The sequence below is a fragment of the Methanocalculus sp. MC3 genome, assembly GCF_054767395.1.
The window spans coordinates 12168-30086 of record NZ_BAABMP010000001.1 but is presented as its reverse complement, the minus strand read 5'-3'; the positions used below and the strand labels follow the sequence as shown (position 1 = coordinate 30086).

Annotated in this window: 13 protein-coding genes; 2 read left to right on the top strand and 11 right to left on the bottom strand. The window is 50.6% G+C overall.

Features of this window, described 5'->3' with window-relative positions; genetic code table 11:
- The first annotated feature begins 20 nt into the window (after nucleotides 1-20).
- Entirely contained in the window at nucleotides 21-515 is a 495-nt protein-coding gene (locus ACYUBO_RS00120) for a DUF367 family protein (RefSeq protein WP_300330591.1), read from the top strand.
- Between the two features lies 1 nt (nucleotide 516).
- Here ACYUBO_RS00120 and ACYUBO_RS00115 read toward each other — a convergent pair whose 3' ends face one another.
- From ACYUBO_RS00115 to ACYUBO_RS00075, 9 genes are all read right to left on the bottom strand, one after another.
- Nucleotides 517-2436, bottom strand: coding sequence for an Nramp family divalent metal transporter (locus ACYUBO_RS00115; protein ID WP_460371435.1), 1920 nt, complete (start codon nucleotides 2434-2436; stop codon nucleotides 517-519).
- Nucleotides 2437-2473: 37 nt separating this feature from the next.
- Nucleotides 2474-2968 (bottom strand): YkgJ family cysteine cluster protein, encoded by a 495-nt coding sequence (locus ACYUBO_RS00110; protein ID WP_460372414.1) that lies wholly within the window; start codon nucleotides 2966-2968, stop codon nucleotides 2474-2476.
- Nucleotides 2969-2986: 18 nt separating this feature from the next.
- Nucleotides 2987-3724: an SAM-dependent methyltransferase gene (locus tag ACYUBO_RS00105; RefSeq protein WP_460371433.1), complete on the bottom strand. Its 738-nt coding sequence runs from the start codon at nucleotides 3722-3724 to the stop codon at nucleotides 2987-2989.
- 60 nt (nucleotides 3725-3784) lie between these two features.
- Entirely contained in the window at nucleotides 3785-4771 is a 987-nt protein-coding gene (locus ACYUBO_RS00100) for a DUF7544 domain-containing protein (RefSeq protein WP_460371431.1), read from the bottom strand.
- A gap of 70 nt (nucleotides 4772-4841) precedes the next feature.
- On the bottom strand, nucleotides 4842-5738 hold the full coding sequence (locus ACYUBO_RS00095; protein ID WP_460371429.1) for a response regulator: 897 nt from the start codon (nucleotides 5736-5738) through the stop codon (nucleotides 4842-4844).
- Entirely contained in the window at nucleotides 5735-8848 is a 3114-nt protein-coding gene (locus ACYUBO_RS00090) for a PAS domain S-box protein (RefSeq protein ID WP_460371427.1), read from the bottom strand. The genes ACYUBO_RS00095 and ACYUBO_RS00090 overlap by 4 nt, the downstream gene beginning before the upstream one ends.
- 30 nt (nucleotides 8849-8878) lie before the next feature.
- Entirely contained in the window at nucleotides 8879-11200 is a 2322-nt protein-coding gene (locus ACYUBO_RS00085; RefSeq protein ID WP_460371426.1) for a PAS domain S-box protein, read from the bottom strand.
- 59 nt (nucleotides 11201-11259) lie between these two features.
- Complete coding sequence (locus ACYUBO_RS00080; RefSeq protein ID WP_460371424.1) at nucleotides 11260-12378, bottom strand: response regulator; 1119 nt, start codon at nucleotides 12376-12378, stop codon at nucleotides 11260-11262.
- The gene (locus ACYUBO_RS00075) at nucleotides 12375-15116 is read right to left on the bottom strand and encodes a PAS domain S-box protein (protein WP_460371422.1); all 2742 of its coding nucleotides are present in this window, start codon (nucleotides 15114-15116) and stop codon (nucleotides 12375-12377) included. The genes ACYUBO_RS00080 and ACYUBO_RS00075 overlap by 4 nt, the downstream gene beginning before the upstream one ends.
- Nucleotides 15117-15221: 105 nt before the next feature.
- Here ACYUBO_RS00075 and ACYUBO_RS00070 point away from each other — a divergent pair, with 105 nt between their 5' ends.
- Entirely contained in the window at nucleotides 15222-15500 is a 279-nt protein-coding gene (locus ACYUBO_RS00070) for a hypothetical protein (RefSeq protein ID WP_460371420.1), read from the top strand.
- On the opposite strand, the gene ablB is transcribed toward ACYUBO_RS00070, so the two are convergent.
- Together ablB and kamA are read right to left on the bottom strand one after the other, a co-directional pair.
- Entirely contained in the window at nucleotides 15481-16335 is an 855-nt protein-coding gene (gene ablB / locus ACYUBO_RS00065; RefSeq protein ID WP_460371418.1) for a putative beta-lysine N-acetyltransferase, read from the bottom strand. The two genes, ACYUBO_RS00070 and ablB, sit on opposite strands and share 20 nt — an antisense overlap.
- Nucleotides 16319-17638, bottom strand: a complete 1320-nt coding sequence (gene kamA / locus ACYUBO_RS00060) for a lysine 2,3-aminomutase (RefSeq protein ID WP_460371416.1) — start codon at nucleotides 17636-17638, stop codon at nucleotides 16319-16321. The genes ablB and kamA overlap by 17 nt, the downstream gene beginning before the upstream one ends.
- Between the last annotated feature and the right edge of the window lie 281 nt (nucleotides 17639-17919).

Sequence of the window (17919 nt, the reverse complement as noted above, 5' to 3'; positions counted from 1 at the left end):
AGGCGCAAGATAGTACTGTCATGATACCTCTCATCTCGTACCGCGACAACACCTGTGATCCCAGGAAGTGCACCATTAAACGGCTTGAGCGGTATGGCTTTGTCAGGGTTGTCCCGTCATTCCGACAGGTGCCAAAGGGAACGCTCCTCCTTGACCCTACCGCCGGAGTAGTCATCTCACCAGCTGATCGGAGTTGGATCCGTTCGATCACCGCCCTCGACTGTTCATGGGAAGTGCTTGAACGGGAAGAGCTCTCGATCTTCCGGGGGCGGAGGGCTCTTCCGTTCCTTGTCGCAGCAAACCCGGTCAATTTCGGAAAACCCTTTGTCCTCTCGTCGGTCGAGGCGCTTGCCGCTGCATTGATCATCCTCGGTGAGCGCGATCAGGCAGAGCTGATCCTCTCAAAGGTGCCGTTTGGTATCCGGTTCCTCGAGGTGAATGCAGAGCCGCTTGCAGAATATGCAGCAGCAGTCGATAGTGCCGGTGTGCTCGCCGTGCAGGCTGAGTACCTCTGATCTACAGATCATCCTTCTCAGTCTCAAGCTCCGGATCGATCTCTTTTCTGATCCAGCAGACGAGATCCTTCATATCAATCTCCTTCTTGTACTGATTCTCGATCACAAGGTACAGGATCAGCCCGGCCGCGGTCACCACCGACATCGGGAGCAGTGTTGCGCGAATAACATCCAGTATCTCTGAAAAAGGGGTCCCGATAGTGAGAAGCGGGAGGATTACAAGGATATGGAGCACTTCTGCTGCCACCCCGAGGATGGCAAGACGGAGCGGTGTGAAAGGGAGCCATCGCCTCCCGACCACACCTCCCAATATACCGGCAACGATCGTGGCTATTGCACAGGGAAGAGCAGTCCAGCCCCCAAGCGAATACCGGTAGAGACCACCGATGAGTCCGGCTGCCGCACCGGCTATGGGACCGCCGATGAGTCCGGCGATGATCGGCCCGAGATCCCGGAAGTTCAGGAGGACACCTTCAAAGTTGAAGCCCCGGAATGTCCCGTATATCGAGAGTGCTCCAAAGATGAGGATCAGCCAGAGAAGATCGGTTTTTGTCGCAACCCCTCTCCGGTATGCCGAGGCCAGATCTGATCTGACAAAGACGAAGAGGACGAGGAGAACCATTGCGAGCCGTTCCATCAACGGTACGCCAAATGCAAGGATCGTCGCCTCCTCAAGCAATCCGACAAGGAAAAAGATACCGGATCCGATCGCCATGACGGCAAGCCAGATGCGGGATCCCCGGTGCCCCCGGGGAAGATTGTTATCAATATAGATGAGGGCAAATCCGATAACCGCGAAGAGGATCGACGAGACGACAGAGACATGCTTGATCACGGCTTCGGGGCTTCCGATATAGATTGAAGCAAGGATGATAACAGAGAAAGCAAGGAGGATCAGCCGGTACAGTTTCTTTGCCGGTATCTGAATACCGCCCGCTTCCCGGAGGATACCGCAGATCGCACGCGCACGCCCGTCCATACCGGAGATTGCTGCACCCGCAAGCAGAATGAACGAAGAGAGGACGAATACCGGGGCTGCGAGGGGTATTGTCATAAAGAGATGGGTTGAGACGGCAATGGCCGAGATGACACCCTCATCGATGGCATGGAATGAATGGCTGTAATTGGCACCAATCGCCAGAAATACCAGGCTCATCAAGGCGATAAGACCAAATCCGATGAGAAGATCGGTCCGGACGATCCGCATCTTCTCGGGAAGATCGCTGGTGCAGGGCTTTCCGCCGGTCTTCTCATGAAGCCAGACCGAATAGAGGAGGAGGTTCAACCCGGCACCAACCGCCCCGAGGAGAGCCATAATCTCAATATACTGATGGGGATCCAGGTACGGAATAAACCCTTCTGCAACCTCGGTTACCGGGACATGGAGGGCAAGGAGGCTGAAGAGGATACCGGTAAAGAGGAGGATCATCATCCCGATGATCACCTTTTCCAGCCGCTCATAGCTGCCTTTCCAGAGGAGAAGGAGGATCATGGCGAGGGTTGCAATCGCAATCACCTGGATCGGAATATCGATGGGGAGCAGGTAATAGAGGAAATGCGCCGCGATAATGAGGAAACCACCATATGCAAGCATCTCGAGGATATAGATGATCGTGATGAAGGTGACCTCCCAGTTCCGCGGCCCAGGAATGGACCGAAGGCCCGAGAAGATCGTCTTCCCCGTGGAGAGGGTATAGCGGGCGATCCCATAGGCAAAGGCATACTTATAGATGAGCGCGATTGCAAAGACCCAGAGGAGGCCATAGCCGGTATGGAGTCCCGCATTGATGATCTCAACAAGCCCCGATTCCCCGGATACCTCAAGTGCAAGGATGAAGACCGGCCCTAGAAAGAAGAAGCGTTCTGCAATCCGCCTTCGCAATGAGGTGATTTGCGCGGGAAGGGCTGTTTGGATCTGCACCCTGATCTATTTGTCGTTTGGAAAATAAAAGACCCGCTCAGGTACGCACCAGATACCCTGCTGATCTGATCATTCTGATGACCGCATCATCCCAATCAAAATCAGATAGTTTCTCCAGAAGATGAGCTCTTTCTGCAAAGATGGCAAGGAGAACCGGATCATCTGATCCGAGATGGCGGGATTCCATGATCCGCCCTGCCCGCCTCCCGCTACTATCAAGGATGAGCATGCGCCAGCATCCATAATCACGGCATATATCGGGTCGTGTTGCATGGACAGAGCAGTAGCCTTTCTCTTCCTCAGGGATGAACCGGAAGAAGGGGCATGCTTCCGGGCGATCTAGAAAGGTGCTCTTCTTACGATTCTTATCCAGAAAAAGGGCGGTTTTGTCGGGATCGATCGTAACAGTTGTCCTCTCGCCGGAATAACGGTTCAAAACAATATACCGGAGATTACCGAGATCGGCTTCTATGGTATGGACAAGACCAAGATAGCTGCAACAGTCGCCGCACTGGCTGCATTCAAATACCAGGCTGACTCCCCCGGACCATCATTCGGCACCCTTTCCAAAGATCCATATCGCCCATCCAAAGGCTTCCCTTCCATAGACGAGATATTCATCCTGGATTTTGCAGAGGTACTCCTCAATCTCCTCCCGCTCAGGATGTGAGGGGTGTTCGTCAAGCCACCTGATACACTGCCGCCAGATGGCGCTCTCATAACGGTCATGGTCATCAGGAGATGCCCTGATCACAGCCCGTAACCTGAGCCCGAGATCACGGGCGGCGGCTACAAGGCCGTATTCAGTGGGGATCTCCTGCCACTGGACCGCAAATTCCGGCGGAACAGAGGCGCTCTGCCAGTAGCGATCCCCGATAACAATACTGCCTCCGGGTCTGGTGATCGATTCACAATGAGCGAGGGCAGGCACTACACCCCCGAAGATGAAGGCAGAGCCGATGGCAACAGTACAGTCTGATCGTTCATCCGGCTCCCATGCTGCGGCGTCGCTTTCAATGATCTGAATCCGATCTGCCGCCCCTTTTTCATCGACTGCTCTCTTTGCAGCGGCAGCCGATTCCTTTCTCAGTTCGATACCGGTTCCCCGGATACCATATGCATCATGCCAGAGGGAGAGAAGGGTGCCGTTTCCGCAGCCGATATCGTAGACATTATCGCCTGAACTGATCGCAGCAAGCTCTCCTGCCCTCTTGATCATCTCTGGCGTGACAGGGTTCATCAGGGGGAGGCGGGACTGGGCAATTCTTTCGATCTCATCAGGGTGCATGGGACTTCCTCGTATCCAGAGTATAGTCAGGTTGTGGCAAAAAAGGTAAGGGGAAGATGATCACGCAGGTGCCTGCTCTTCTTCCGGGAGGATGGCATACCCTGAATCGAGCCTGCCAAGCACTGCAAGCGAGTAGGTGCGGAAGAAGGTGACGAAGGGTACCATTATCAGGAGAACTACCGGAATTGCGATGATCAGGTATGGGATGAGGAGGAGAAGGAGGAACGAGAGGTTTGCCATCTGAACCAGCAGGTACAGGAAGAGCCCGATGAGAGCAAAGGGGATGGCAACGATCCCAAGCGCCAGAAGGGTGAAGAGGATCATGACCACACCGGCACCAAGCGCTGCTAAGAACCTGACAACCAGATAGATGATCCCCTGCATCCACTGTCTGCTGATGATCGAATAGAACTCTTTCCACCCATCAATCACCCCACAGTCCTTCTGGATCATGATCGGCACCACGAAATCGATAGTAATCAGCTGGATAATCCCGACGATGATTGCAAGTACAATGAGGATCGGGAAGAAGAGAATGAGGGTAAGTACCAGTGAGATGCCACCTGCAGGACCCGCGAGACCCCCGGCGAGAATGATGAGCGGTATGATAAGTGCTGCGAGAAGCACGAGGAAGAGAACTGCAATTCCAATCTGGAAGAGGAAGAGCCTGATACCCATCCCGGCACGCGGGCTGAAATATTCCCGTATCTTCACGTTCCCCGTTCGTATGCAGTCAACAAAGACGAACTGGAAGATCGATCCAATCAGCATGAAGAGGAGGGCAAGAGCTATGATCAGGAGGACGATGGCAATGATCAGCCCGGCCATATCGGGCAGGGCCTCGGGCATAAAAACCATGGGGAGATCATCTGACGTGGTGCTGCTGCCTGAAGACCATGTAGGCTGCGGGAACCCGGCGCCGCCCCAGCCGATGAAGAGAGCAATAAGAGCGATGCGGAACCAGATTCCTTTCCGGAAAGGCCAGAGAAGATCCCGGGTGCGCCTGATCGCAGAATCGATCTCAGAGAGGGCAAAATACTCTGTCATTCTTCAATCGTTCGTTATGGCTTCAGATAAAGGTGATGATAAACAGGATGGGGGAGAATAGAGTCCTGATTTAACGAGATCCCTGAGATGCATCCTTAAGATCGTCAAAAAAGTCCGATGTTACCAGATCATCCAGATCACCCAGATCATCAAGGCTGACCTCCTCGATGCTTTTTCCCGGGAAGAGCCGTTTCATCAGCATATCCGAATACTTCCGTAACCTCTCCTCCATCACCTTCATCTTGCTTGTATCATGGATATGGACGGCATACTTGCGGACAGTCCCATCGGGATCGAAGATCGGATGAATACCAATATCATACCATGATCCTGCAAACTCCTCCTCGTACTTCAGGGAATAATTCATGATAGGGGGCAGCGTTTTGCCTGCCATCGTCGGGGAGAGATACCCGGATTCAACCATCTCCGATACCGCTGATCCTATCAACTCGTCAACCCCTCTTCCAGCACGTTTTGCCAGTGCTTCATTCACTGCTATGAAGGAGCCATCCCTGTCGATGAGGAAATGGAGATCACGGGTCTCATTCAGGAGCACACGGATGATCTCCGCCTGTTCGCGGACGATCCTGTCCATCGCATTCTTGTAAAATGCCATCGCGATGGTTGTCTTTAGCTCCTGCTCCCGGACAGGCTTCAGGATATAGCCATATGGTTCGGTGAGTTTTGCTTCATTGATATATTGATCATCTGAGAATGCCGTCAAAAAAATGACAGGAATATGATAGTTCTTCCTTATCTCTTCAGCAGCTTCAATCCCCGTCATCTCACCCGCGAGCATGATATCCATCATGATGAGATCAGGCTTCAACTCTTCTGCTTTTTGCACTGCCAGTTCTCCTGCCCTGGCAATCCCGCAGACCAAATAGCCCATATCCTCAAGACTGCTCTTCAATGCCATCGAGGTGATGGCTTCATCTTCAACTATCAATATTGTCGCTTTCGTCATTCTGATACTCCTCCATCAGGTTCAATCGGGAAGATGATCTCAAAGAGTGTTCCTTCCTCCCTCTTCATCGAGATACTGCCCATCAACTGCATCACAAGGCTGGTGACAAGCCGCATGCCAAGCGATACTGTCTGTGTATAGTCAAGATCTTCGGGGAAACCAACCCCGTCATCGCTGAACCGGTATACCATCTCATTATCCCGCCTCTCCATAGTAATGGTGATCGTCCCTTTCCTTCCATCCGGATACCCGTGTTTCAGGGAGTTCGTCAGTAACTCGTTCGTTATCAGGCTGAGGGGAACAGCTTTGTCAATTGAGAGGTGGATCCCATCGGCATGAATCAGGAGGCTGACTGTTCCGGATCTGATCTCGCGGGAGGTGATTATTGTTTCACACATTGTCCTGAGATACTGGCCATAATTAATGCGGGAGAGGCTCTCAGACTGGTACAGCTTCTCATGGACGAGTGCGATTGAGAAGACCCGGTTCTCACTCTCCCGGAAGAGCTCGCGAATGGTCGGATCATCGATCGTCTTTCTCTGGAGCATCAGAAGGCCTGAGATCACCTGCATATTGTTCTTCACACGATGGTGGATCTCTTTTAAAAGGGTCTCCTTTTCACGAAGAGAGCGCTTCGTCTCTTCATCCCTCTTCTTCTTCTCACTGATATCATGGAAGATGCTTGTGCATTTCCCATCCTTTGAGCAGTATACCGATACCTCGAAGGTTTTATCCCGGCCAGCCTCCTCATGTTCAAAAACCTGCGATTCTCCTGTTTTGGCTGCCTCTGCATAGTATTCCATCAGCACCGGCTCCATCTCAGGAAGAACATCATGCAGACTCTTTCCTGTAATTATCTCAGGCGATAGTCCGGTGATTTTTGAAAAGGCAGGGTTCACCTCGACAAAACGGCAGTCACGCGGCCTGCCATCCGGATCCGTGACCAGCTCCTGGTGGGCATACCCATCATGCATCGATTCAAAGAGCGATCTATACCGCTTCTCGCTCTCCTGGAGCGCCTCCTCGTCTGCCATCTTCCGCTCGGTGATGTCAATAGCAGTTTTCAGACGGACATAGCGGCCATCGATCCACCGTATCACACTCACATGGCTGTCATACCACCGTCCGTTTTCGGAATTCCGGAACTCCCATCTGAACTCTCCTGCATAGCTGCCATCCTGCTGCATGAGCATCGCATTCGTGCATAATCCACAGGGTTCTTCCTGCCCCGGTTTCATCACAGACCAGCATCTCTTCCCTTCAATATCACCTGTGAATCCTGTAATCTCACGTGCATACTTATTGATAAAGAGCAGCTCATGCGTCTGTATATCAGCCACATATACAGCGGCATTAATTCCATCCAGCACCGCAAGCAGCCTCAGGTGTGCTGCCTGTAATTGCTCGTCTGCTGCCTGCAACTCCTCGTCAGAATGTTTCCGCTCAGTGATATCCCTGACAGAAATAAGATCTGCTTTCATCCCATCATACTCAATCTGCTTGCCAACACATTCAACGAATACTTTTTTCCCCAGTGCTGATTGAATGGTATATCCTGAAAGATATGCGTCATTTCCCTGGAAAACAGCCATGAGATCACGGATCGCACCATCTCTTGACTCTTCTGCAACAAAATCGAGAACATTTCTTCCGATCAGTTCTTCATGATCCTCGATATCAAGCAATTTGGCGGCAGAACTATTTGCAAACACAATTCTTCCCTGCGGATCCAGAATTGCAATCGCTTCAATCGAGTATTCAACAAGAGAGCGGAACTTCTCCTCGCTCTGCCTGAGCGCCTCTTCAGATCTCTTCCGATCGGTGATGTTTGTCAGGACAAGCAGATTGGTCGGAGTGTCATGGTACTCCATAAACGCCCCCTGGACAAGCACTGTTATCCGGCCGCCTTCTTGTGTTCTGATTTCGACCTCATATGGCGATACCGGCAATCCTTCTGCCCGTGCAACCAGTTTCTGCTTCACCAGATCATGGTATTCTTCAGGAACAAACGAAAGGACATGAGCACCTGCAAGTTCTTCAACCGGGTAGCCAAAGGCCTGTTCTGTAGCTGGATTTGCAAAGATAACCCTCCCATCGTTTCCATAGAGGACAATGTAATCAGGAATGTGGTCTATGAGTGTGCGGTTGAAGATCTCGCTCTTCCTGAGTGCATCTTCAGATCGCCTTCTTCCCAGTGCACTTGCGATGATATCGCCACAAAACCTGAGAATATTGATATCTTCCTGATTCCAGTCCCTGGCCCTCTCAACATTATCAAAACCGATAAATCCGGTAAGCCCGTCACTCATCATCAGTGGAATGGCAATCAATGAACGGACACCCTGTTTTTCCAGCAAACTCTTTTCTGAAGCTGCTTCAGGGGGCATCTCATGAAGATCCCTGATCCTGATGATCTCATTATTACGAAGCTTCTTCATCCACCAGGGGAAGTGGGAGCAGGGGAGGTTCTGAAGATTTTCGATCTCAGGCGAAACACCATCTGCGTACCACTCATGGCTGTTATCCATTACATCGCTAGCTTCCCGTAAAAGGAAGATGTATGAACGGGATGCACCGCAGAAAGAGCCGATGTCTTCAAGTGCCACATTGATCGGCAGATCAATATCATCAGATGCAACAAACCGTGATGAAATGAGTCCGATCAATCGCTCAAACCAAAGCCTTCTCTTTATCTCAGCCTCTCCACGCCTGGTGGCAACCGCATAGTGGATTTTATTTATCAGTTCTGCAAACTGGGATCGGGGATCGCCCCCTTTCTGGATGTAAAAGTCTGCGCCGCTGTTTAAAGCCTCGATCACCACCTCTTCCCGGCTTTGCCCGGTTAAGATAATGAAAGGCGTCCGATCACCCTTCTCCCTGAGGTACTTCAGAAAATCGATCCCATTCATCCCCGGCATCTGGTAATCTGAGATGATGGCATCAAACTGCCGCTCTTTGAGTAAAATGATCGAATCAGGAACATTTTCACAGGTAACAACCGAAAGAAGCAGATCCTCCTCCAGGAAGAGTTTTCCAATCTCCAGAAGTGCGGGTTCATCTTCAATATAGAGGATGGAGATCGGAGCAGATCCCGGACCCGAGACTGGCATGAAGAGGAATCGGTGTGAGTAGAAATAATACTATTTATTCTGTAATCCAGCGGTTTGAACGGCCTTCTCTTCTTCTGAATCCCCGGACTCTTCCCCATCCGGATCAACCGGAAATACGATCTCATAGGCAGTGCCCTTCTCCCGCCTGAGATTTATCGTCCCAAGCAGCTGGTTCACAAGGCTTGTGATGAGCTGCATCCCGAGCGTCTGGGTATTCTCAAAGTCGAGATCGGCTGGAAACCCGATTCCATCATCAGAAAACCGGTATGTGATTGTATTCTCCTTCTTCTCCACACGAATTGTAATGGTTCCCTTCCTGCCATCGGGAAAGGCATGTTTCAGTGAATTCGTCAGTAATTCATTTGTGATCAGGCTGAGCGGGACGGCCTTGTCGATTGAGAGGTAAATATCATCTGCATGGATATCAAGGGCAATCGTCCCGACCCTCACCTGGCGGGATGAGAAGATGTACTCCCCCATCATGGAGAGGTATTCCCCATACTCAATCCGTGAGAGATTCTCTGACTGGTAGAGTTTCTCGTGAACAAGGGCGATCGAATAAACCCTGCTCTCGCTCTGGGAGAAGAGCTCCCGCATCTCAGGATCGGGGATCGTCTCTTTCTGGAGCATCAGCAGGCTTGAGATCACCTGCATGTTATTTTTCACGCGGTGATGGATCTCTTTTAAGAGGATCTCTTTTTCCCTGAGAGATTGTTTCGTCTCTTCATCCCGCATCTTCTTTTCTGTGATATCCTGGAAGAGTGTGGCACACTCACCTGCTCCCGGGCTGTAAACAGAGACGAAAACGTAGCGCACGGGATCATTCAACCGGATCTCAAAGACCGCAGATTCTCCGGTTTTAGCTGTGTGTACAATCTGTTCGAAGAGATGCGGATCTGCATCAGGAATGACTTCGGTGAGCAACTTCCCAACAACCTTATCGCGAGGCTCTCCAATCAGCATTTCAAAAGAGGGATTGGCATCGAGGACATAAATAGCGGCACAACCATCATCCGGATCAGCACCCACCCGGTGGAGGGCATATCCATCGTGCATGGTCTCAAAAAGTGAGCGGTAGCGTTTCTCACTCTCAATAACCGCTTCCTCTGCTTTCCTTTTATCAGTAATATCACGAATAAGAGCAATCACTTCATTCTCTGTGTAGGGAACAATCCTTGCTTCAAAATGGCATATTCCCGCCGGGACAGGGAGGGTGTATTCCAGGGTCTGTAATTCATTTCTGTCAATTGCCGATCGGACCCCCTGAATCATCTGAACTCCAATCTCCCCGGATATCACATCTGTTACCCGGCGGCCGATCACTTCGTCTTTTGGGAGAATCAGGAGATCTTCCTGATAATTGAGGATGTCAAGATATGTCCCTTCCCGATCAAACCTGATCAGAAAATCAGGAAGCGATTGCAGGATAAGCCGCTGAAGACCCTCGCTCTTCAGAAGAGCAGTTTCGGTTGTCTTCAGCTCATCGTACTGTACCCGCAGTTCCTCTTCAATCGCTGTCAGTTGCTCGTATGCAGCAAGGATCTCTTCATTCGCCCTCTTCAGTTCCATATCCCGTTCCATCAGATCGGTGATATCCCGCCCGACAGACTGGAATTCCCGTATTGAACCATTTTCATCAAAGATCGCCCTTGTGTCCCATCGCTGCCAGAGGATACGTCCGTCAGGCATGATCGTCCGCTGGTCAATAGTTCCATTCGGTTTAGCCTGTGTGAGCGAAGAGAAGAGACGATAAACCTTCCCTGAATCATCCGGATGAATCACCGGCTTGAACCTGCTCCCGACGATTTCTTTGCAGGGAACCCCGAAATACCGGCAATAGGCATCATTTGTAAAGAGTACTCTTCCATCTGCAGCAAACCGGCAGATCAGTTCGGTCTGATCTTCGACGACATTCCTATACCGCTCCTCACTCTCCCTGAGTGCATCCTCACTCCTCTTTTTTGATGTAGCGTACCTGATAATATTGATGAGTTCAGCAAACTGTGCCCTCAGATCTCCACCCTTTTCAAGATAGAAGTCTGCTCCATTGTTCAGTGCTTCGATCACCACCTCTTCCCGGCCCTTTCCCGTCAGAATGATGAAGGGCGTCTCATCTCCCTTCTCCCGAAGATATTTCAGAAAAGAGATGCCATCGCATTTTGGCATCTGAAAATCCGAGATGATCGTATCATAGTGCTCTTTTTTCAGGAGAGCTATCGCATCAAGGGCACTCTCGCAACCAATAACCAGAAACTCCCCGCTCTTCTCCAGATGTTTTTTACCGATGATCAGGAGCCCCGGTTCGTCATCAACATACAGAATCCTGATCGGAGAATCCACGGAGTTTGGCATAGAGACGATTTCAGCATTCACAGGAAATAATACTATCTTTTCAAATGATTCAGATCCGATTATTTCTGCTCTTTTCTCACCCATCCGGTCAGCACCAGACCATCAAAGAGGTAATCGGCATCATCGGAATGATCACTGAGGATTCCCCGGATATAAACCGGCTTTCCATCAGCTGATCTGAAGACCAGAGAGAAGGGCTGAACGCCAAGCGGGTTTTTCCCGAGATCATGAAAGAGCTTCTCGATTACCGCAAGGCTGTCATCATGAATATAATTCCAGAGCCTCATTCCCGGGATCGTATCTTCCGAATATCCGAGGTATCTGTTCAGTGAAGGGCTTTTTTGCCGGAGTGTGCCATCATCATTCAGGATAACGATAACATCCGCAACATCGTCGATGATAGACTTGAAAAACTCTTCATTCTGCCTTAGTTTCTCTTCCATCACCTTTATTCGGGTGATATCATGGATATGAACCGCATATTTTGTTATGGTGCCTTTAGGACTTGCGATAGGATAGATCCCGACGTCATACCAGTGCTCGTTCAACTGCTCGATAAATAACTCTCCTTTGCTCTGTCCGGGCTGTAATGAATGGCCGGCCATCCTGGGGGAGAGGTAGCCGGAGGAGACCAGATCGTACACATTTGAACCAACAAGCTCTTTCACCGTTTTTCCCGCTTTTTTTGCAAGAGCCTGGTTTGCCATGAGGATCGATTTCTCAGTATCGATTAAGAAGTGTATATCCGGCGTTGCATTCAGAAGGACACGAATCGTCTCCTGATGCTCCCTCAGGTTCATATCCATCGCATGCTTGTACAATGCCGTCTCGATGGTCGTCTTCAGCTCCTGCTCCCGGACCGGCTTCAGGATATAGCCAAACGGCCCGGTCACCTTTGCGGCATTCACCACCCGATCATCTGAAAATGCCGTCAGGTAAATGACAGGAACTGTGCTTGTTGCCCGGATTTCTGCGGCTGCATTGATACCTGTCATCTTCCCTGCAAGCTTGATATCCATCAGGATCAGGTCAGGCTTCAGTTCAGCTGCCTTCGTTACGGCCTGTTCCCCTGTTGGAAAAAACCCGCAGACCGAATAACCCATATTCGTCAGGCTTCTCTTCAAAGCCATTGCGGTTACGGCTTCATCTTCAACGATCATTATGATTGCTTCACTCATTCTTCATCCTCTCCATTGGGTTTGAGGGGAAAGATGATCTCAAATCTGGTTCCCCCGTCACGATACAACGAGATTTTGCCCATCAGCTGCATGACAAGGTTGTTCACAAGCTCCATCCCGAGTGTTGTGGTATTCTGAAAGTCAATTTCATCCGGAAAAACAATCCCATCATCACTGAACTGGTACAGGATATCTCCCCCTTTCTTCTGAAGATTGATCCTGATGGTTCCCTTCCTTCCATCAGGATACGCATGCTTTAAGGAGTTTGTCAGAAGTTCATTGGTGATCAGGCTGAGAGGGACTGCATTATCGATTGGAAGATAGATATCAGATGCATCAATCTTCAGGGTGATCATCTCAGAGCTGATATTCCGTGAAGCCAGAATATGATCCCCCATCATCTCAAGGTACTCGCCATAATGAATACGGGAGAGATTCTCTGACCTATAGAGCTTTTCATGAACAAGTGCGATTGAGAAGACACGGTTCTCACTCTCCCTGAAGAGTTCACGCATCATTGGATCCGGCATATTCTCTCTCTGAAGCATGAGGAGGCTTGAGATCACCTGCATATTGTTCTTGACACGATGGTGGATCTCTTTAAGGAGAGTCTCCTTCTCCCGGAGTGATTGTACCATCTCTTCCTCCCGCTTCTTCTTCTCGGTGATATCATGGAAGAGGAGGGCACATTCTCCTCTTCCCGGGCTGTAAACCAGTACCTCATAGTCGGTATCCAGCCCCGGATGATGGTATTCAGCCATATGAGGCTCACCGGAATCTGCTGTTGCATGAAACCGTTCTATCCAGGCTTTTTCAAGATTCGGGAGTGCCTCAAGGAGAGTTTTGCCGATAGCCTCATCACCGGAAAGACCGGTGATCGTCTCCATCGCGAGGTTTAGTTCAATTATCCTGAGATCTGATGGTTTTCCATCAAAATCCCTGATCAGCTGAAGATGGGCATAGCCGTCATGCATGGAGGAAAAGAGTGACCGATAGCGTGTATCGGTCTCAAGAAGCGCCTCCTGCTCTGCCTGCCTTATCCCGGTAATATCACGTATAATTCCTTCGATTGCAATCCGGGCACCTTCCTTATCATGAATCGGGACAATCCGCTGTTCGATCCAGATCACCTCACCATCCTTTCTAATCCAGCGGAATCTGCTGGGTATCCCGGATGACTCTTCGGAGAGGGACGACTCGAGGAGGGGGCGATCATCAGGATGAATAATCCTCGTTGCAAGCCCGGGATCATCATAATAATCCTGGGGGGCATATCCGGATACCTCTTCTATAGCGGGGTTCACGTAGGTAAAATGAATCTCCGGCAGCAGATCGATCCGATATATAATATCCTCGGCATGCTCGGCAAGGCTCCTGAAACGCTCCTCGCTCTCCCGCAGCGCCTCTTCTGCCTGCCTCCGTTCAGCACCTTCAAAGAGCTGTGCGATAAGGGATGCGGCAATAATGGCAAACCCCTCCTCATCCACATGCCATCTCCGCGGAGCTCCTGTATCTTCAAGACAGAGGATACCGATCAGGCTGCCATCCTTCAGAATACCGACATCAAGCATGGTAGAGATCCCAAGAGGGGCAAGGTAGCCATCCTTCAGTTCACTGACCCTTGAATCCGAGGAGGCATCCTCAACGCAGAGCCTGTGCTTTCTCCTCAAAGTATCAAAGTAACGAGGATATCCATCTGTCTTCAGAGTTATCTCATTATTCTGTCTCTTCTCTTCTGCATCATAAAGTGAGAGGCATTGGAGAAGGGAGCCGTCCTTTGAAAAAGTCCATATTCCCACCCTTCTGGTTTCAAGTGTCTCTGATACGATCTTCGTGATCTTCGTCAGGGCAGCCTCCATATCCCCGGAGAGGATTGCGTCATCAAGGGCAAGATCCGCGATCGCCTTCCTCTGCCTTTTTGCACGTTCTGCATTCCTGGACAGAAGCTCTTCAGTCTCTTTCTCGTAGGTTTTATCCCTGCCAACTGACTGATATTCAATGATCTGCCCATCTTCATCAAAGATTGCCCTGGTATTCCATTGCTGCCAGAGCACTTTGTTATCAGGCATGATGATCCGCTGATCGATGGATCCGGCCGGGTTTTCTTTTGTGAGTTGGGAGAGGAATCCCTTAACCCTGTCACGATCACCGGGATGGATCACCGGCATAAACCGGTTTCCGATGAGAGATTTACGATCAAGTCCGAAGTAGCGGCAGTATGCATCATTCACAAAGAGGTGCGTGCCATCAGGGAGAAAACGGCAGATAAAGTCATTCTGGCTCTCGACAACGGCACGGTACCGCTCATCACTCTCTTTCCTGGCGATCTCGCTTCTCATTCTGCCAACTGCATACCTCACCTTCCTGGAGAGATCATGGAAGATAAAGGAAGGCTCTCCGATCTTCTGAATGTAAAAGTCCGCTCCGCAATTGAGCGCCTCAATCACCACCTCCTGACACCCTTTTCCGGTGAAGATGATGAACGGGGTTTTATTCCCCTCTTTTCTGATCTGTTTTAAAAGAGCGATCCCATCCATCTCCGGCATATCGTAATCTGCAACGATTACATCGAACGATCGTGTCCTGAGAAGATCGATCGCCTCCACGGCACTCTGGCAGGTGGTTACGGTGAGGTCATTATACTCCTGAAGATAGAGCGTGCAGGTTTCAAGGAGCGCGGGCTCATCATCAACGTAAAGGATGCTTATAGGAGATGATTTCGGGTTCGCATCTGCCATTTAATGGTAGTTGAGGATTTAGGTATGATAATACTATTGATAGCCTGTTTTTCTCATCCTTTGCAGGCAATTGTATTATGCTGTCGGAGAGATCAGTTGTATTCTATGAAAAGGGAATTGATCATTATCGCCATCATCCTCCTCTTCTCCCCAATTGGTGCCATAACCGCTTCGGCAGCAGAGTACCCCACTGCCCCCCTTGGATCGGCTGATTCGATGATGCAATTTGTCGAATGGCTTGTTGAACTCGCAAATGAGCTCATCGGGATCTTTACAGGTGCGATGGATCTGATCGGACTCTCAAACGAGACCTATGTCGGTGATATGGTCGCCACCCTTGATGATGGAATGAGTCTGGTGAATGCTACAAAGAGCCAGAAGTGAGAGGCTTGTACCAGACATTCATGCTCTCGAATCCTCCCCCAATCTGGGTATTATTCGGCAGGGTGCCTGCATAGTGGTACCCTCCCCGTGCAAAGAGGATATTCACCGGAGGCTCCTCACCCCGGCAGATCGTATAGGCAAGATGGAAGCCATCCTTGAAGACGTTTCCTTCCATATGGGCAAGGAGGGCACCGGCAGCACCTGCCCCCCGTGCAGAGGGGAGGGTGGCAAAATCGGTCATCTCGACCGTTTTTGAGAGGAAATCAAGTTCAGCCGACGAAACAGCCACGATCTCATCCCCATAAAGGAGGAGGAAGAACCGGACATCCCCGCTCACAATCAGATCAGAGATATAATCCGGATCATCAATTGGGAACGGATATGTTGGAAAGACCGAAGCATAGATCTCTGCAAGCGATTTTGCATCTGATCCGGACGCCTCCCTGATAGAAAATCCTTCCTGCAGGGGTGGATGGCCGGTTCCTGCACGTTGCCACGAGATCTCAAGTGTTTCTGAAACCCCCGATCCATTGTACTTCTGCCGTGCAGGATCGGTGTACTTTCCCAGGAAGAAGCAGGCTGTACCATCAGGATAGAAACCCGGGATTTCAGCCTCTACGGTGAAGCCTTCCTTCAGGAATGCCGGGGCAGAGGTTGCGGGAACTTTGGCAAAGACTTTGCTGTACCTTTCTGTTTCGAGCGTCTCTTCGATCCATCTGAGTACGCGATCGCAGTCATCCGGATCCAGCCGCATCAGATATATCCGGTTGTTGTGGGGCCCATGCTGGATGATGCTCGCCCCAACCCTGATTACCGGATCACTCCTCTTCGTCATCTCTCCGTGCCATCCGTTCCGAATCTACAGGAACAAGGGCTGTTGCCTCGTCATAATCCGAGAGGAGCCGGGCAATACCAACAACATGCTGCTCTTCGCCCCCTTTCAGGTTCAGCTGGAGTGAGCAATCCTTGCAGTTGCGATCACAGAAGATCGTGGTATAGTGATCCGGCTCCCGGTAGGTTGTGATCACACCTTCATAGTTCCTGAGAATCACCTTGTTGGTCGAATATGATATAAGATAGGTGGGCATCACCGGGATCTTTCCACCGCCACCGGGTGCATCTATCACATAGGTGGGAACGGCAAATCCGCTGGTATGGCCGATTAAGTTCTCGATGATCTCGATCCCCTTCCCGACCGGGGTTCTGAAATGCGAGAGACCTTCTGAGAGGTCGCACTGGTAGAGGTAGTATGGCCGGACCCGGTTTTTCACCAGTTTCTGGACGAGCGCCTTCATGATCCTCGGGCAGTCATTCACACCCGCAAGGAGGACCGACTGGTTGCCGAGCGGAATTCCGGCATCGGCAAGTTTTGCCAGTGCCCGCTCGGCTGTCGGGGTGATCTCCTGCGGATGGTTGAAGTGGGTGTTCAGCCAGATCGGCTGGTGCTTCTTCAGGACAGAGACGAGTTTATCGGTGATCCTGAAGGGGAGGACAACCGGAGTTCTGGATCCGATCCGGATCACCTCAACATGAGGTATTGCCCTGAGTTCGGTCAGGATACGGTCAATCAGCTCATCGGGGAGCATCAGGGGATCACCGCCGGAGAGGAGGACGTCCCGGACCTCGGGATGTTCACGGATATAGGCGATGCCTGCTTCCATCTCCTCCCATGTCGGGACACGGTCACGGTCGCCGACACGCCGCTTCCGCGTACAGTGGCGGCAGTACATCGCACAGACATTTGAGACGAGGAAGAGAACCCGATCAGGATAGCGGTGGGTGATCCCGGGAACCGGGCTGTCGCTATCCTCTGCCAGTGGATCCTCAAGTTCACACTCTTCAACGATCAGCTCGTCGGGTCTTGGAATTGACTGGAGAAAGACAGGATCCTGGGCATAGTCTTCTGTTTTGATCAGGGAGAGGTAATAGGGGGTTGCCGCGAGGGGGAATTTTTGTATCGTCTCTTCAAGCTTCTTCCGCTCTTCAGGCGGAAACGTGATTCCAAGCACCTTCTCAACGGTATTCAGATCCCGGACCGTATGGGCAATCTGCCATCTCCAGTCTTTCCACTGGGGTGCATCATGGTCTATATCTGTATAGTCTTCGTTTTGTTTTGGTATTCGGGTAGATAATTCCATAATTATTTCAACTCACCAGAGTACTATGATACCATATTCCTTAAAATGAACGGAATAATTAATATAATAATCCTGATTCTGATTTCGAGCGATTTTCATGGATTTATGTACGCAACATTTAAATATCATTATTCTGGGGACGGCACCAATAGGAGGGAAACCTCAATTGGAATCCATTCTGATCTAAATATCCAATTTTAAGACCTATATAGCCGCATATTGCTGAATACACAGAGTGGTGGCGGTATGCCATAAGCTTCATACCATGGCAGATCCATCCA